A 16,434-nucleotide genomic window follows, 5' to 3' on the forward strand; every position below is an offset into this window, starting at 1 on the left:
GAATCGCATGGCAGAGGCGCTCGAGCTCACCGTCGGCGAGCGGACCGTACGGCTGTCCAACCCGGACAAGGTGTACTTCCCCCGGCGCGGGTTCACGAAGTACGACGTCGCCCGCTACTACCTGAGCGTCGGCGACGGGATCGTACGGGCGCTGCGCGACCGGCCCACGACGCTGGAGCGGTACCCGGACGGGGTGGAGGGCGAATCGTTCTTCCAGAAGCGGGCGCCCAAGAACCTGCCGGAGTGGATCCCGACCGGGCGCATCGCCTTCCCCAGTGGCCGGTACGCGGACGAGATCTGCCCGGGCGAGCCGGCCGCGGTGCTGTGGGCGGCCAACCTGGGCTGTCTGACCTTCCACCCCTGGCCGGTGCGGCGTTCGGACACCGAGCACCCCGACGAGCTGCGCATCGACCTCGACCCCCAGCCCGGCACGGACTACGCGGACGCGGTGCGGGCCGCGCTGGAGCTCAAGGACGTCCTGGAAGGGCTGGGGCTCACCGGCTGGCCCAAGACCTCGGGCGGGCGGGGCCTCCACGTCTTCGTGCCCATCGCGCCCCGGTGGACCTTCGTCCAGGTGCGGCGGGCAGCCATCGCGGTCGCCCGGGAGCTGGAGCGGCGCGCGCCCGAGCGGATCACCACGGCCTGGTGGAAGGAGGAGCGCGGGGAAAAGATCTTTGTCGACTACAACCAGACCGCCCGGGACCGGACCATCGCCAGCGCCTATTCCGTACGGCCCCGGCCGCACGCGCCCGTCTCGGCGCCGCTGCGCTGGTCCGAGCTGCCCAGCGCCGTGCCCGAGGACTTCGACCTGGCGACGATGCCGCCCCGGTTCGCCGAGGTCGGCGATCTCCACGCGGGCATGGACGAGCAGGCCTGCGACCTGGAGGCGGCCCTGGAGCTGGCCGCGCGCGACGAACGCGAGCACGGCCTCGGCGATCTGCCCTATCCGCCGGAGCACCCGAAGATGCAGGGCGAGCCCAAACGGGTGCAGCCCAGCCGGGCCCGGAGGACCGATGACTGAAAGGACGGCGGGCGCACGCCGAACGCGCCCGGAGGAGCGCCGGGATCAGCCATCCGGGCCGTCCATGCGGGCCGTCAACTTGATTTGTGTTTATGGCGACATTTGATGTGGAACCCGGTCAATGCGTGATCCACTTCGCATCGAGGGAGTTCCCATGATCAGTACATTCGTGATCCGCAGCAGAAGGGTCTCGGCCGGTGTGATCGCGGCCGCCACCCTCGGCGGTTCGCTGCTGGCCGCCGCCCCCGCCGCATACTCCGCCGATGCGCCGCCGATCCCGCCCAGCCGGCCGTACGGTGCGGTCGTCTCCAACACGGGCATCAACGAGCGCGTCTTCCCCACCACGGACTCCGCCGTCAAGGGTGTGCTGAAGTACCACACCCAGGTGTCCCTGCGCTGCAAGGCCCACGCCCAGGACGTGGCGGGCAACCCCGTCTGGTACCTGCTGCGGGACCGCAACACCTGGGTCTCGGCGAAGTACGTGGAGAACACCGGCGCCGTGCCCGTCTGCAAGAACGTCAGCAAGGGCGTGCTGGACGACGCCCAGCAGGCGCGCCCGCAGAACGTGCGCCCGCCGCAGCCGGCGCGTCCCCCGCAGTCGCGCAGCGCCGAGGCCGAGCAGCCCTCCGGCCCCATGGGGTGACGTCCCGGCCCGCGGCGGCACCGACCAGTCCGGGCTTCCGGACTGGTCAGGCCATGGGCCGCGGTGCCGGGCCGCCGGCCGCGTCAGCCGCTCTTGCGGCGGAACGAACGCTGCCCGCCCTCCTTGCCGTGGGTGCCATGGATCTTGGAGCCGTCACGGCCCCGCCCGCCGGAGGCACCGTCCGTCGATTTCCCGCGTTTGCGGTCCAGCGCCTCCCGGAATTTGCGCTTCACGTCGTCCTCTTGCCCCTCCGGGGCCTGGGCGCTTCCGTCGTCCGCCATTGAAACCTCCTGGTCATAGGGGCCTTCGCCACAGCTTGACACACACCGGCAGGGGTCGGCCGCCGGTTTTCCCGGCCACCGGGCCCCCGGCGGACGGCCGGCTTCAGCGGACCGTCTGATCGCCGTCGGGCACGTCCTCGACGCCCACCCGCGCCGACGCCGGCAGACCGAGCCCGCCGGCCACCGCGCGCGCCAGCCCCTCCGGGTCGGGCCGCGTCGGGAAGGGCACGGTCTCGCCGTCGCCGTAGCTCTCGATGGCCTTGGTGAAGTACGAGGGGTCCCAGGCGCCGACGGCGCCCCTGACCTCCACGGCGACCACCCGGCGCCCCGCGACCCGGCGCCGGACGGCGCCGAGGATCTCGTCCGAGCGCAGCTCACCGGGCACCTGGAACAGACTGGCGTGCGCGCCGACCTTCGCCCCGCAGCTCAGCCGCACGGTGACGGTGAGGCAGCTGGTGACGCTGGGGTAGAGGATCGCCTGCCCCCGGGCGGCCTCGGCGACCTGCCCCTCCGTGATCCGGACGGGCGCGCCCTGGGCGGTACGGGCCGGGGCGGCGGCAGGCCCGGCGGCCACGGCCGTGGCGGGCCACAGCGCGAGCGCGACGGCTCCGGTGAACACGGCGCGACGGGAGGGGGCGGACCCGGTGATGACGCCCCTGGATGCTGATCGTGACATCCCATCAGCTTCGCAGCCCGTGCGGAGCGGGGAAGAGCCGGGTGCGGGCCCCGCTGCCGGTGGCCGGGAAGCCGGCCTCCACGTGGTGGGCAGTGGCCGGACGACCAGTCTCCGCGGGATCGGGAGATGCGCCCTGGCGGGGCCCGGAGAGCGAGGTCCGCGTCTGACGAGCCGCCGCCACCTGGTGAGCAGCGGCCCGGACGGCAGGCCCCGCGGGATCGGGAGATGCGCCCTGCCGGGCGGCGCGCCCCGGCGGACGGGCGGACGGGGGCCACGCCCGGGAAGGCGAGCGGCCGTCTCCCCGGAGCCGGCTCCGACGGTCAGACCGTCGGAGCCTCCGGCTCGAAGCGGCTGCGCACCGCTGTCTGGACCTCCGCCTCCTCCGCCGGGTCGGCGGCCAGCCTGCGCAGCTGGTCGACGACGCGGGCGTCGGCCGTGGTCGCGTGGCGGGCGGCGAGCTCCCGGGTCGACTCCTCGCAGTCCCACAGGCACTCGACGGCGAAGCCCGCCGCGAAGGAGGGGTCGGTCGCGGCGAGGGCGCGCGCGGCACGGCCCCGCAGATGGGACGAGGCCGTCTCGCGGTAGATGTGGCGCAGCACGGGCGCGGCACAGGTGATCGCCAGCCGGCCGGCCCCGTCGACGAGGTCCCACAGGACGGGCGCGTCGCAGCCCTCGGTCCGTACGGTCCGGCGCAGGGCGCCGAGGACGAGCGCGGAGTCGTAGGCGGCGCCCCGGCAGGCGAGCATCCCGGCCGCGGCCGCGCCCAGGGCGTCGCCCCGGTGGATCCAGGCGCGGGCCCGTTCCAGGGCGGCCGTACTGCGCATCCGTTCGAAGGCGGTCACGGCGGCCGAGGAGACGAGCTCGCCGACGTCGGCGGCGGCCGTCTCGATGAGGTCGAGGGCCTGGGGGTCGTGGTGCTCGGCGAGGTAGCGCAGGGCGGTGGCACGGGCGGCCTCAAGGCCGAAGGCGGCGGCCTCGATGATCTCCAGGCGGTCCTCGGGGCCGGCCACGGCGGTCAGACAGCGGGTGGCCGGGACGTGGCGGTGCTGGGTGGGGTGGGCGTCGAGGCCCTGCTGGGCCCAGTCGAGGACCTCGCGCACGCTCCAGCCCGGGCGGGGGCCGGAGGGGCGCATCTGACGCTGCCAGCGGTCGAAGGAGCCCTGTTCCTGGGCGGCGCGCACCCGGGCCGCGGTGGCGGGGGCGCGGCGGTCGTCGGCCCACAGCCGCCAGGGCCGGGGCTCGAAGGCGTCGCGGACGGCGGCGGCCAGCGCGGCCTCGCCCTCGGGGGTGTGCGGGAAGCGGGCGAGGACGGGGACGGCCAGGGCGCGCAGCCCGGCGTCGTCGTCGCGCAGGGCCAGCTCGTCGAGTGCCCAGGCCCAGTTCCCGCCGGTGGCCGCGTAGCGGCGCAGCAGGACGAGGGCGTCGTCGCGGCCGTAGGAGGCGAGGTGGCCGAGGACGGCCAGGGCCAGGCCCGTGCGCTCCTCCGCGGTGTCGATCAGGTCGTCCGGGTGGAAGAGGTGCTGTTCGATCTCGCCGAGCCGGCCGCCGAGGTCCAGATAGAGGCGCGCGTAGTAGAGGGAGCGGTTCTCCACCTGCCAGTCGCGGCGGGGGTCGCGGAGCACGCAGTGGTTCAGCGCCGCGAGCGCCTCGGCCCGCGGCGCCGCGAGGGCATGCAGGGTCCCGTCGCCGCGGCCTCGCTGGAGGAGGCCGAGCAGGGTGCCGCTGGGCGCTATGTCTGGATCGAACATGGGGTCAGCATCCGGTGCGAGGAGTCGGCTGGCAACGGGATTTCCTTCCGGACGGCATTCTTGCCGGTGTCCACCTGTGCTATGCCTGGTGAACTGTGGAAACTCGGGTACTCACAAGCGCCGCAGCCTACCCGGAGCGATACGTTCCGCCGAGCGCCGCCGGAAATGTCCTACCCCTGCCATCGGCATATGCCATATGCACCACCGTATCGGGTATTGCCAAAGCCCTTACAGCCCGTCGCTCCCTGTGCCACAGTCGTGACAGCAGTCCTGCCGGCCGTTCCAGCGGGTCCCCGGAGCCGGCCGCGCCCCGCCTGTATCGGAGTACGTGATGCCGTCCCCACAGTCCGCGGATCGTCCCACCGCCGAGTCGCCCGAGCGCGGCCAGGTGGACGCGCTCATCTCGCAGACGCGACGGCTCAGAGGCGGCATCGACGCCGTGCGCCGTGAGGCGGTGGCGAGCGCGGAGACCTCGGACGACCCCCGGCTCCACTGGCAGCGCGCCCTGTGCGAGCTGGCCGCCCACCACGCGGACGACCTCGGCGAGCAGCTGGGCCAGCTCCGCGCGGGCCTGCCCACGGCCGGCCCCGCCGGCACGGAGAGCGGCGCGGCGGCCCAGGGCGCCCGCCCGGCCACGCGCGTCGTCGCGGAGGGCCCCGCGGCATCCGGCAGGGTGGGCAGCGCCGAGTGGAATCTGCTGACCGACGAGGTCGCCTGGTCCGACGAGCTCTTCGCGCTCTTCGGCCGCCGCCCCGAGGACGGCGCCCTCACCCTCGACGAGCTCCCCTCCGCGCTCGTGGAGGATGACACCGCGCTGCTGACCACGATGGTCACGGACTGCCTGGTGGACGGGAAGCCGATCGACGGCGAGTTCCGCATCGTGCGCGGCGACGACCGCGCCGTGCGCACGGTGCACATGATGGGCGAGCCGGTGCTCGACGCCGACGGCTGCACGAGCTCCATGTGGGCCGTGCTGCGGGACGTCAGCGATCTGCGGCGCTTCCGCCAGGAGGTGCACGAGACCCGTGACTCGGCGCACCGCCGACGGGATGCCGCCCGGACCGAGCACCGGCTTGCGGTCGAGTTGCAGGAAGCCGTACTGCCACCGTGGCGCGGCTCCCTGCGGCTCCCGCAGAGCGTCCCCGCCGCCCCCGAGGCCCCGGGCGGCGGCGTCCTCGACCTGGCCGGGCACTATCTCCCCTCCTCGACCAGCAGCCTTATCGGCGGCGACTGGTTCGACGCGATGGAGTTGCCCGGCGGCCGTACGCTGCTCACCGTCGGCGGCCTCACCGGCCGGGGAGTGGCCGCCACCTCGACCATGGCCATGCTGCTGGGCGCGGTGCGCGGTATGGCGGTCTCCGGGGCCGAGCCCGGCCCCCTGATGGGCTGGCTCAATCACCTCCTGGAATCCTCCGCCCAGCCCGCCCTGGGCAGCGCGGTCTGCTGCCGCTACGAGCCCTCCTCCGGCACCCTCCTGTGGTCCCAGGCAGGCCACCCCGCCCCGCTGCTCTTCCGCGACGGGACGGGGCGGGCGCTCCGGCCTCCGGAAGGCGTCCTGCTCGGCGCCATGACGGATGCCGCCTACGCGCAGACCGAGGAGCGGCTGCTGCCCGGCGATGTGCTGCTGCTGCACACCGAGGGGCTGACGGACCGGCCCGGGGCCGGCCGGCTGCTGGAGCTCGCGCCGCGATTCACCATGGCGGACACCGCTCAGGAGTGCCTGCGGGCCGTACTGGAGGAGTTCGGCGACAGGGAGCGCGAGGACGACGCGTGCGTACTGATCGTCCGTATCGGCTCATAGCCTCAGCCGCTCAGGGGGCTTCCGGCTTTACACCGCCGTCGGGCGGCTCTTCCCCGGTCCCTTGGGCAGGGCCCGCTGGATGTCGTCCCGCAGATGCGAGATGGCGGGGTAGTCCGCGTACTCCCCGGTGAGCCGGTACATCTCGCGCAGCCGGTCCCAGGTGCGGTGGGAAGAGGTCTCGGGGATCGTGGTGAGCGCCATCCGGGCGAAGGTGTCGGCCTGATCCGGGTCATTGCCGATGAAGCAGGCGGACGCCATGGAGATGTAGTCGAAGATCATCGACCGTTGGCGCTGCCCTCCCCGCAGCTCCATCGCCCGCTTGGCGTGCTGCTGGGCGATGGGGGCCGCCGTGGCGTCATGCTCGGCGAGGGTGCGGTAGGCCAGGGCCTGCATGCCATGGAGATCCGCCTCGTCGAACATCTGCATCCAGCTCGGCGGGGTGACATCCCCCTTGTCGGCGACGAACAGCTGCTCGGCCTCGCCGAGCGTCCGCCGCATGGCCTGGCCGCGCCCCATCGATGCCTGGGCCCAGGCCTCGACCGTGTAGAGCATCGCCCGGGTGCGCGGGAGGGTCTCGGGGCCGGCACCGGACGTGGCGAGCTTCATCAGGTCCAGCGCCTCGTCCGGCTTGCCCAGGTGGATCTTCTGACGGGCGCAGCGGGAGAGGGCCTCGGCGGCCCTCGGGCGGTCCCCGCCCTCCCGGGCGGCGTGGGCGGCGATGATGAAGTACTTCTGGGCCGTGGGCTCCAGGCCCACGTCGTGGGACATCCAGCCGGCCAGCACCGCCAGATTGGCGGCGACACCCCACAGCCTCCGCTGGAGGTGGTCGGGGTGGTGGTAGGAGAGCATGCCGCCCACCTCGTTCAGCTGGCCGACGACGGCCTTGCGCTGGAGCCCGCCACCGCGCTGGGCGTCCCAGAGCCGGAAGACCTCGACCGAGCGCTCCAGCGCGTCGATCTCGAGGGAGCCGACCGGGGCCGCCTCGTAGCGGTCGAAGGCGGCGGGGTCGGCCTGCGCTGCCTTGACGCGCAGGGGATCGTCGAAGTACGGGGCGTCGGAGGCGAGGACCGGGTCCGTGTGGAGCCAGTCGTGCATCGCGCCACTGATTGCTGAGCCTGCGGCGAGCGCGGCGCCCGCGCCCACCAAGCCGCGTCGGTTGAGCATGAGGTCCATTCCCGTGAATTCGGTGAGGACCGCGGCGGTCCGCTCGGGCGGCCAGGGCAGCCCGTCAGGGGTCTGCGCCTTGCCGGCCCGCCCGCGCCGGCCGAACCCGAGGTCCTCGATGGTCACGACACGGCCGAGTCGCTCGGTGAACAGGGCGGCCAGCACCTTGGGCACGGGATCGCGAGGGGACTCCCCCATGTCGATCCAACGCCTTACCCGCGAGGTGTCGGTCGCCAGCTGCGGATGGCCCATGGCCGCCGCCTGCCGGTTCACGAGTCTCGCGAGCTCGCCCTTGGACCAGCCGGCCAGGCCGAACAGGTCCGCGAGGCGGGTGTTGGGTTCCCTCGTCACGTCAAGCCCCCAGGTTCCTCGGCTGACTTGAAGGTACTCGGGCCGTCATGGGCCAAGCGAGTATTCGCCAGGGTTCGCCAGGGTGCGCCACATGGTGTGCCACCCGCGATCGGGTGTGATGTAGGAACGCGCAACCCCGGCCACCCGGCAGCCCGACCGCATTCCCCAGGGTGCACAAGGGCCCGGGTACCGGGTAGCGCAGCAATTCGCCGACACGAAGGGACCCGTTCCGCTCATGTATGCAGCCTCGACCTCCGTGTCCGCTCCGCCCCGGCCGCTCCGCCCCCAGCAGAGCGGCGGCGGCCCGTACCTCGACCCCTCCCACGCCGTGGGGGCCGCGTTCGGGGGCGGACGGGCGCGGAGGGCCCCGGGGATCGGCGCCCAACCGCTCAGCGGGAGAATCGACTTGTCCGGCCCCCAGGGGGCGCAGCTGCGCACGGTGATCTCATCGGTCCATCGCATCTGCCCCGAGTTCAACCCCGTCCAGGTGCTGCGCCGAGGCGGTCGTTCCGTCCTCCTGGTCGGCACGACCGGACGGAGTACGGCCGTGGCGAAGTGTTTACTGGATCATTCCTCCGCATGGGCCGAGCGGTTCCGTCATGAAATAGCCACTTATCGGGCGTTTGTCCGGCATCGCCCCCCGGTCCGGGTCCCGCGGCTCATCGCCGCCGATCCGGAGCACTGCACCCTGGTCATCGAGCGGATGCCCGGCCGGCCCGCCGCCACCCAGCGGCACCCGGTGGACACCCTGCCCCGCGCGGACGTCCGGGCTGCGCTCGGCGCCATCTGCCGGGTCAATCTCTGGCGGCCGCCCGCCGGGATGTTCGACATGCCGCTGGACTATGGGAAGCGCATCGCCCGCTATCACGAGCTGGGTCTGCTGACCGATCGTGACATGGGCGATCTCCAGAAGCTGCTGCACGGCCTGGCCCATGTCCAGGGGCAGTTCTGCCATGGCGACGCCCAGCTCTCCAATGTCCTCCTCTCCCCCGCCGGGCCGGTGCTCGTCGACTGGGACCACGCCGGCTGGTATCTGCCGGGGTACGACCTGGCGACGCTCTGGACCGTCCTCGGCGACGCCCCGGTGGCACGGCGTCAGATCAGCCAGCACGCCCAGCAGGCGGGGACCACTTCCCGGGACGCCTTTCTGGTGAATCTGATGCTGGTGCTCACCCGGGAGATCAGGACCTATGAGACGGCCGTGCAGCGCGCGATGCACGAGCCCGCCCCACCCGGCACCACCCCCGAGTCCGGCGAGGAGCAGCGACTCCTGCTCCGTCGGCTCCACGACGACTGCGCGATGGCCCGCCGGGCCGTCCGGGCCGCCGTCGGTACGCGCTGAGCTGCTCCACCGGCACGTAGTTCCGCCGACTTATGGCGTGTCGGTGCTCGCCCGGACGGGCGAGCAGCACTCCGCCGCGTTTCAACGCCCGCGTCGGGAAACCCCCGACGCGGGCGTTGACGTGTCTTGCACCATCCACCCAGTCTGATGAGCGCCACTCCAGTCATATTGACGGATCGCCTGCTGGGGCATCCCTCTTGGTAGGTTCGGTCCCCATATCCGATCACGCACTCTTCACCGTCACTGCAAGCACTCGGCACGGCCCGTCCCGAGGAGGCCGCATTGCGAGGATCCGTACCGGAGTCACGACGGAACGCGAGAACCGGCAGACGAAGAAGCCATCGGACCCGGATGTTCGGCGCGGTCGCCTCGGCGGCCCTGGCCCTGCCGATGGTCACGGCCGGGCCGGCCGCCACGGCGGACAGGCCCGCCGCCGGCGCGCTCCAGCGGGAGTTCGCCCAGGCGGCCGCCCGGTATCACGTGCCAGGCAGTGTGCTGCTCGCCGTCTCCTATCTGGAGTCCCGCTGGGACACCCATGGCGGCGCCCCCAGTGTCACCGCCGGCTATGGCCCGATGCATCTCACCGACGCCGCCACCGCCCTGACCACCGCCCCGCACCACAGCGACCCCGGCGAGGACGCCCGAGGCGATCTCGCCCGGCCGCGTGCCGCCGGCCGCAGCGCGGTGGCCGCGCCCGCGCCGGCCCCCCTGCCCGCGCCCGCCACCCTCCCGGCCCGGCTGCGCACCCTGGAGCGGGCCACCGAGCTGACCGGGCGCTCCCCCAAGGAGCTGCGTACGAGCACCGCCGCCAACCTCCAGGGGGGCGCGGCCCTGCTGGCCGCCGAGCAGAAGCGCCTCGGCCTGCCGCCGAGCGATGACGCCGCCGACTGGTACGCGGCGGTGGCCGGCTACTCCGGCGCCACCGACGCCGCCACGGCCACCACCTTCGCCAATGACGTCTTCGACGTCATCCGCAAGGGACAGCGGCGCATCACCGACAGTCGCCAGGAGGTCGTCCTCCCCGCCACCCCCCGGGTCGCGCCCCGCACCGAGCAGCTACGACGGCTGGGGCTCGGCACGGTCCCGTCCAAGGGCACCGAGTGCCCGGCGTCGGTGGCCTGCGAGTCGATCCCGGCGCCTTACCAGCGGCTGGAGGGCAAGGACTACGGCAATCACGACCTCGCCGACCGGCCCGCCTCGCAGAAGGTCGACTTCATCGTCATCCATGACACCGAGGGGTACTGGGAGACGACGATCAAGCTGATCAAGGATCCGACGTATGTCTCCTGGAACTACACCGTGCGCTCCGGGGACGGCCATATCGCCCAGCACGTGCCGACCAAGGACGTCGCCTGGCACGCGGGGAACTGGTATGTGAACAGCAAGTCCGTCGGCATCGAGCACGAGGGTTTCCTGGCCCGGCCCGACGCCTGGTACACCGAGGAGATGTACCGCACGTCGGCCCGGCTGGTGGGCTATCTGGCGGAGAAGCTAGACATCCCGCTGGACCGTCAGCACATCCTGGGCCACGACAACGTGCCGGGCACCGTTCCGTCGACCATCAGGGGCATGCACACCGATCCCGGCCCGTACTGGGACTGGGCGCACTACTTCGACCTGATGGGCCAGTCCTTCGAGGCCACGGGCAGCCCCTTCAGCGGGATGGTCACCATCGCGCCCGACTACGAGGAGAACGAGCCGGCCTACACCGGGTGCGCCAAGCCGGGTGAGAAGTGCTCCCCGCACGGCTCGGGTGCGGTGCGGCTGCACACCGCCCCGCGCGAGGACGCCCCGCTGATCCAGGACATCGGTCTGCGCCCGGACGGCAGCCCGTCGACGACCGACGTCAATGACACGGGTGCCCGCGCCTCCACCGGTCAGCAGTTCGCCGTGGCCGACCGGCAGGGCGGCTGGACGGCGATCTGGTACCTGGGGCAAAAGGCTTGGTTCCGTAACCCCTGGTGGGACCCGACGGCGGTGGGCGCCCACGGCCGGCTGGTCACCCCGAGGGAGGGCCTGGCCGAGATCCCGGTGTACGGGCGCGCCTACCCGGAACAGGAGGCCTATCCGGCGGGCGTTCCGGTGCAGACCGTGACCCCGTTGCCGTACAGACTGCTCGCCGGTCAGTCGTACGCGCTGGGGGCGACATCGCCCGGCGAGTATCTGTGGGCGGCGACCTTCGAGCCGTCGGGCCACCGGATCGTCCGGGGCAAGGACGTCTACTACGAGATCCAGTTCGGGCACCGGGTGGCCTTTGTGAAGGCCACCGACGTGGAGATCCACTCCTCGAAGTGGTAGCGGCCCGGGAAGTGGTGGCGGCACGGCACGGCGGGAGCCCGGCACGCGACGGCGTGCCGGGCTCCGGTGGTTCATGGGGCCGGTGGCGGCCCTAGCCGGCCTGGAACATCTCGGCCGGCAGCGGCTTCAGCAGCTGGTAGAGGTCGTCGGTGATCGGCCGGTCCCAGCTGGCGATGGTGACGAGGACGCCGTCGCTGCGGTCGAACTGGGTGCAGGAGATCCGGCTCTCGGAGCACTTCAGCCGGCGCACGATGAGGAGGTTGTCCTCGTGCATGACGGGCAGGTCCTCGGTCTCCACCACCTCGACCGGCTCGTCGTTGCCGAGCGCGGCCAGCAGCTGGGCCACCTCGAAGGGCACCTGGCCCTCGCCGAGCTCCCGGGCCGGGGATCCCTCGGGCAGATTGCCGATGATCATCGCGGGGCCGCGGCCGCCGAACAGGTCGTAGCGGAGGAAGACTCCCTGGCAGCTGCCGTCGGGCGCGGGGAGCAGCCCGGCTCCGAGATCACCCGGCCAGTCACCGGGGTCCATGGCGAGGACGTCGAAGTCCGGCCCGGTGGGGGTGGCGGCGCTGCGGCGGCGGAGGAAGGACATGCCCACATCGTACGTGCCCGCCGCGGCGCCACGGCGCCGGGAACCCGTCGGGCGGGTCCCTCCACCGGGAGCCGGCCGCTCCGGCGCGCCCCGGTCAGGTGAGGTCGAATTCCCCGGCCCGCGCGCTCACCATGAACGCCCGCCACTCCCCCGGTGAGAAGATCACCGCGGGGACGTCGGGGTCCCTGCGGTCCCGCAGGGCGATATAGCCCTCGACGAAGGCGATCTGGACGTTGCCCCGGCTTCCCCGGGCGCTCGACTGCCACGTGGCCGTGGCGAGGTCGAGGTCCGGCCTCACGTCGCCCACCAGTTGCTCGGTCGTGCTGTCCGCCACGTCCGTACCCCTTCCGGCTCGTCGTCGCCGCCCACACTAGCGAGCGCGGCCGGTGCCCGACAGGCCCCCTGATCCGGCCTCATCCGGTGGGCGGGCCGGCGGCGACGAGCCACATGGCGAAGAACTGGGCGCCGCCGCCGTAGGCGTGCCCGAGGGCCCTGCGCGCGCCGGGCACCTGGTGCTCGCCCGCCCCGCCGCGCACCTGGAGCGCGGCCTCGGCGAAGCGGAGCATGCCGGAGGCCCCGATGGGGTTGGTGGACAGGACGCCGCCCGAGGGGTTGACGGGGAGGTCGCCGTCCAGTTCGGTGGCGCCGGACTCGACGAGTTTCCAGCCCTCGCCCTCGGCGGCGAAGCCGAGGTTCTCCAGCCACATCGGCTCGTACCAGCTGAAGGGGACGTACAGCTCGGCGACGTCGATCTCCCGGCGGGGGTCGGTGATCCCGGCCCGGCGGTAGACGTCGGCGGCGCAGTCGCGGCCGGCGCGCGGCGAGACGAAGTCCTTGCCGGCGAAGAGCGTGGGTTCGCTGCGCATGGCTCCGCCGTGCACCCAGGCGGGCGGGTGCGGGGCGCGGGCGGCGCCCGCGCGGTCGGTGAGCACCATCGCGCAGGCCCCATCGGAGGAGGGGCAGGTCTCCGAGTAGCGGATGGGGTCCCAGAGCATGGGCGAGGAGCGCACCGCCTCCAGGGTGAGGCCGTGCTCGTGGAGGTGGGCGTAGGGGTTCTTGAGGGCGTTGCGGCGGTCCTTGTGGGCGACGAGCGTGCCGGTGCCGGCGGGGGCGCCGGTGCGGCGGATGTACGCGCGGATGTGCGGGGCGAAGAAGCCGCCGGCGCCGGCCAGGAGGGGTGGCTGGAAGGGGACGGGCAGGGAGAGGCCCCACATGGCGTTGGACTCGGACTGCTTTTCGAAGGCCAGGGCGAGGACGGTCCGGTGGACGCGGGCGGCGACGAGGTTCGCGGCGACGAGGGCGGTGGAGCCGCCGACCGATCCGGCGGTGTGGACGCGCAGGACGGGTTTGCCGGCGGCGCCGAGGGCGTCGGCGAGGTGGAGCTCGGGCATCATGACGCCCTCGAAGAAGTCGGGGGCCTTGCCGATGACGACGGCTTCGACGTCGGTCCAGGTGAGGGCGGCGTCGTCGAGAGCACGCCGGGCGGCTTCGCGGACGAGTCCGGCGAGGGAGACGTCCCGGCGGGCCGCGGCGTGGCGGGTCTGTCCGATGCCGACGACGGCGACGGGTTCCTTGTTCGTGCCGCTCACGCGGTTCGTGCCGCTCACGCGGGTTCTCCTTCCAGCCCGGCGGCTTCCAGTACGGCGACGAGGTTCTGCTGGAGGCAGGGGCCGGAGGTGGCGTGGGCGAGGGCCCGGTGGGACTCGCCCCGGTGGATGCGGGCGGCGGCCTCACCGATCCGCACGAGCCCGGCGGCCATGAGGGGGTGGGCGGCGAGGGCGCCGCCGGAGGGGTTGACGCGGACGTCGCCGGTGAGGCGGAGGGCCTTGCGCAGGATCACTTCCTGGGCGGTGAAGGGCGCGTGGAGTTCGGCGGTGTCGACGGGCGCGTCGAAGGCTCCGGCTCGTTCGGCGGCCAGGCGGGTGGAGGGCGAGTCGGTGAGGTCGCGTCGGCCCGGGCTCTGGGGTTCGATCCGGTGGTCGATGCCGCGGATCCAGGCGGGCCGGGGGCACATGTGCCGGGCGCGGTTCCGGGCGGCGAGGACGATGGCCGCGGCGCCGTCGCTGATGGGCGGGCAGTCGCCGGTGCGCAGGGGGTGGACGACGTAGTCGCCCTGGGGGACGGCGCCGCGCAGCTGGGCGTAGGGGTTGGCGGCGGCGGCCGCGCGGTTGCGGGCGGCGATGGCCGCGAGGGCGTCTTCGTCGGTCTCGCCGGCGTCGATGAGGGCCTGGGCCTGGAGGGCGGCCAGCGAGACGGAATCCGGCCACAGGGGTGCCAGGTGGACGGGGTCGAGCTGGCGGGTGAGGACGTCGCGGATGTCGCCCGCGGAGGACTTCCCGTGGGCGTAGACGAGGGCGGTGTCCGCCTCGCCGGTGAGGATCTTCACCCAGGCCTCGTAAAGGGCCCAGGCCCCGTCCATCTCGACGTGGGACTCGGCGATCGGGGGCCAGGCGCCGACGCCGTCGAGGGTCTGGGTGAAGGAGAAGGGGCGGCCGGCGAGGTAGTCGCTGGAGCCGGAGCAGGTGAAGTCGGCCTCGCCGGGGGCGAGTCCGGCCCGGTCGAGGACCTCGCGCAGGACGGGGAGGAGTATTTCCGTCTCGGAGAGCTCGGGGGTGGCGCGGCGGTGGTCGCTCTGGGCGAAGGCGACGACGGCCACGTCGCGGGGGCGCGGCGTCACAGCGGCCTCCTGGTCACAGCAGCCTCTTGTAGGTGTCGTAGTCGGCGTCGGGTTCGCCGGTGGGCCGGTAGTGGTCGGGGTGGCGGTCGCCGTCGCGCCAGACGGGCTCGACGCGCAGCCCCATGCGCACCTGGTCGTAGGGGATGCCGGCGACGCGGCCGTGGAGGGCGAGGTCGGCGCCGTCGAGGGCGATGTGGGCGTAGACGTAGGGGACGTCGATGGCCAGGCCTTTGGCCTTGATGTTGACGACGCAGAAGGTGGTGACCGTGCCGCGGGGGCCGACGGCGACCTGTTCGGTGGTGGCGACTCCGCAGGTGGGGCAGGCGCCGCGCGGCGGTACGTGGACCTTGTGGCAGCGGGGGCAGCGTTCGCCGGTGAGGCGGCGGCGGGCGAGGCCGGCGAGGTGGCGGGTCTGGGCGCGGCCGGGTGTGTAGGTGTAGTCGAGGCGGGCGGGGGCGGTGAGGGAGGTGACGGGGTCGGTGAACGTGCCGTGGTGCGGGGTGGCGTGGCCGGTCTGCGGCTCGTCGTGCGGCCCGTCGTGGGGCTCGAAGCAGGCGATGTCGGTGATGGCTCCGGTGCGCTGCCCGGCCCAGCGGACGCGGACGCGCATGCCGGTGCGGACGGCTTCGGGGCCCGGGGCGTCGAGGGCGTGGAGGAGCGCGGTGTCGGCGCCGTCGAGGCGTACGAGCACCCAGGCGAAGGGGGTCGCGAGGGGCTGGTTCGGGCGGGGCGCGGGGTTCCAGGCCCAGGTGGTGACCGTGCCGGTGGTGCCCACTTCGACGAGTTCGCGGAGGTCCTCGGCGGTGTCGGGGTCGTATTCGGCGGGCGGTACGAGCACGCGGCCGTCGTGGGCGCGGACGCCGAGGACGACGCGTTCGCGCAGTCCGGTGAGGAACGCGCTCTGTACGGGGCCGAGGGAGCGGGTGAAGGGGAAGGAGACGACGAGGGGCGCGGTGAGGTGTTCCGGCATCGGTTCTCCTCCTCGTCAGGCGCGGCGGAAGACGGCGGGGCGCTTCTCCGCGAAGGCGCGGGCGCCTTCCTTGGCGTCGGCGGTGTCGAAGACGGGCCGGCCGCGTTCGAGTTCGAGGGCGAGGGCATCGGGTTCGGGGAGGGCCGCGGCGTCGTGGACGGAGGCCTTGACGGCCTCGACGGCGAGCGGCGCGTTGGCGTTGACGAGTGCGGCGGTCTCCATGGCCCGTTCGAGGGCGGTGCCGTCGGGGACGACGTGGCCGATGAGGCCGACGCGCTCGGCTTCGGCGGCGGTGTACGGGCGTCCGGTGAGCAGCATCTCCATGGCGTGGGTGTGGGGGATCTGGCGGGGCAGCCGGACGGTGGAGCCGCCGATGGGGAAGAGGCCGCGGCGGACCTCGAAGAGGCCGAAGACGGCTCCGCTGCCCGCGATGCGGATGTCGGTGCCCTGGAGGAGTTCGGTGCCGCCCGCGACGCAGGGGCCCTCGACGGCGGCGATCACGGGTTTGCGGGGCCGGTGGTGGCGGAGCATGGCCTTCCAATGGAGGTCGGGGTCGGCCTTGAAGCGCTCGCGGACGGGGTCTTCGGGGGCGCGCGGTCCGGCGAGTGCTTTGAGGTCCATGCCGGAGCAGAACGCGCCGCCCGCGCCGGTCAGGACGACCGAGCGGACGTCGTCGTCGGCGTCGGCGAGCAGCCAGGCGTCGTAGAGGCCGGCGAGCATCGGCAGGGACAGCGCGTTCCTCGCCTCCGGCCGGTCGAGGGTGAGGACGAGCGTGGCGCCGACGCGCTCCACGGTGAGGTGTTCGGTCCCGCCCATGGCGGACCTCCCGTCGTGATCACGGATCCTGGTGGTCGTGGTCGTGAGGACCGG

General features: G+C 73.2%; 15 protein-coding genes. 5 read left to right on the plus strand and 10 right to left on the minus strand.

All coding sequences use genetic code 11. The annotated features are described in order from the left end of the window. The first annotated feature begins 7 nt into the window (after nucleotides 1–7). Together ligD and AB0E98_RS15650 are read left to right on the plus strand one after the other, a co-directional pair. Nucleotides 8–1,021: a non-homologous end-joining DNA ligase gene (gene ligD / locus AB0E98_RS15645; protein WP_361702497.1), complete on the plus strand. Its 1,014-nt coding sequence runs from the start codon at nucleotides 8–10 to the stop codon at nucleotides 1,019–1,021. Nucleotides 1,022–1,175: 154 nt separating this feature from the next. Then, nucleotides 1,176–1,664 carry an SH3 domain-containing protein gene (locus AB0E98_RS15650; protein WP_361702499.1) on the plus strand — a complete coding sequence of 163 codons (489 nt, stop codon included), beginning with the start codon at nucleotides 1,176–1,178 and terminating at the stop codon, nucleotides 1,662–1,664. 83 nt (nucleotides 1,665–1,747) lie between these two features. Here the strand turns inward: AB0E98_RS15650 and AB0E98_RS15655 are convergent, their stop codons facing one another. The 3 genes from AB0E98_RS15655 to AB0E98_RS15665 form a co-directional block, all read right to left on the minus strand. Beyond that, a complete protein-coding gene (locus tag AB0E98_RS15655; RefSeq protein ID WP_361702501.1) occupies nucleotides 1,748–1,945 on the minus strand; it encodes a DUF5302 domain-containing protein in 198 nt (65 codons plus the stop codon). Between the two features lie 103 nt (nucleotides 1,946–2,048). Then, a complete protein-coding gene (locus tag AB0E98_RS15660) occupies nucleotides 2,049–2,621 on the minus strand; it encodes a hypothetical protein (RefSeq protein ID WP_361702502.1) in 573 nt (190 codons plus the stop codon). Between the two features lie 320 nt (nucleotides 2,622–2,941). Next, nucleotides 2,942–4,369 (minus strand): HEAT repeat domain-containing protein, encoded by a 1,428-nt coding sequence (locus AB0E98_RS15665; RefSeq protein ID WP_361702504.1) that lies wholly within the window; start codon nucleotides 4,367–4,369, stop codon nucleotides 2,942–2,944. Nucleotides 4,370–4,700: 331 nt separating this feature from the next. Here AB0E98_RS15665 and AB0E98_RS15670 point away from each other — a divergent pair, with 331 nt between their 5' ends. Then, nucleotides 4,701–6,170: a SpoIIE family protein phosphatase gene (locus tag AB0E98_RS15670; protein WP_361702505.1), complete on the plus strand. Its 1,470-nt coding sequence runs from the start codon at nucleotides 4,701–4,703 to the stop codon at nucleotides 6,168–6,170. Between the two features lie 27 nt (nucleotides 6,171–6,197). Here AB0E98_RS15670 and AB0E98_RS15675 read toward each other — a convergent pair whose 3' ends face one another. Then, nucleotides 6,198–7,685 (minus strand): hypothetical protein, encoded by a 1,488-nt coding sequence (locus AB0E98_RS15675; RefSeq protein WP_361702507.1) that lies wholly within the window; start codon nucleotides 7,683–7,685, stop codon nucleotides 6,198–6,200. 235 nt (nucleotides 7,686–7,920) lie between these two features. Between AB0E98_RS15675 and AB0E98_RS15680 the strand changes: the two genes are divergently transcribed. Continuing rightward, nucleotides 7,921–9,027 carry an aminoglycoside phosphotransferase family protein gene (locus tag AB0E98_RS15680; RefSeq protein ID WP_311607535.1) on the plus strand — a complete coding sequence of 369 codons (1,107 nt, stop codon included), beginning with the start codon at nucleotides 7,921–7,923 and terminating at the stop codon, nucleotides 9,025–9,027. 351 nt (nucleotides 9,028–9,378) lie between these two features. Further along, nucleotides 9,379–11,325 carry a peptidoglycan recognition family protein gene (locus AB0E98_RS15685; RefSeq protein ID WP_361702509.1) on the plus strand — a complete coding sequence of 649 codons (1,947 nt, stop codon included), beginning with the start codon at nucleotides 9,379–9,381 and terminating at the stop codon, nucleotides 11,323–11,325. A gap of 91 nt (nucleotides 11,326–11,416) precedes the next feature. Here AB0E98_RS15685 and AB0E98_RS15690 read toward each other — a convergent pair whose 3' ends face one another. From AB0E98_RS15690 to AB0E98_RS15715, 6 genes are all read right to left on the minus strand, one after another. Continuing rightward, a complete protein-coding gene (locus AB0E98_RS15690; protein WP_361702511.1) occupies nucleotides 11,417–11,917 on the minus strand; it encodes a hypothetical protein in 501 nt (166 codons plus the stop codon). A gap of 94 nt (nucleotides 11,918–12,011) precedes the next feature. Then, nucleotides 12,012–12,251 (minus strand): DUF397 domain-containing protein, encoded by a 240-nt coding sequence (locus AB0E98_RS15695; RefSeq protein ID WP_361702513.1) that lies wholly within the window; start codon nucleotides 12,249–12,251, stop codon nucleotides 12,012–12,014. 79 nt (nucleotides 12,252–12,330) lie between these two features. After that, nucleotides 12,331–13,524: a thiolase domain-containing protein gene (locus AB0E98_RS15700; RefSeq protein ID WP_361702515.1), complete on the minus strand. Its 1,194-nt coding sequence runs from the start codon at nucleotides 13,522–13,524 to the stop codon at nucleotides 12,331–12,333. Next, on the minus strand, nucleotides 13,521–14,594 hold the full coding sequence (locus AB0E98_RS15705; RefSeq protein ID WP_361702517.1) for a thiolase domain-containing protein: 1,074 nt from the start codon (nucleotides 14,592–14,594) through the stop codon (nucleotides 13,521–13,523). The genes AB0E98_RS15700 and AB0E98_RS15705 overlap by 4 nt, the downstream gene beginning before the upstream one ends. Nucleotides 14,595–14,607: 13 nt before the next feature. Then, nucleotides 14,608–15,564 (minus strand): OB-fold domain-containing protein, encoded by a 957-nt coding sequence (locus tag AB0E98_RS15710; RefSeq protein WP_361702518.1) that lies wholly within the window; start codon nucleotides 15,562–15,564, stop codon nucleotides 14,608–14,610. A 15-nt stretch (nucleotides 15,565–15,579) separates the two neighbouring features. After that, entirely contained in the window at nucleotides 15,580–16,380 is an 801-nt protein-coding gene (locus AB0E98_RS15715; RefSeq protein ID WP_361702520.1) for a crotonase/enoyl-CoA hydratase family protein, read from the minus strand. Nucleotides 16,381–16,434 lie beyond the last annotated feature (54 nt).

Source organism: Streptomyces sp. NPDC037389 (assembly GCF_040636475.1).
In the GTDB taxonomy this organism is placed as follows: Bacteria; Actinomycetota; Actinomycetes; order Streptomycetales; family Streptomycetaceae; genus Streptomyces; species Streptomyces hesseae.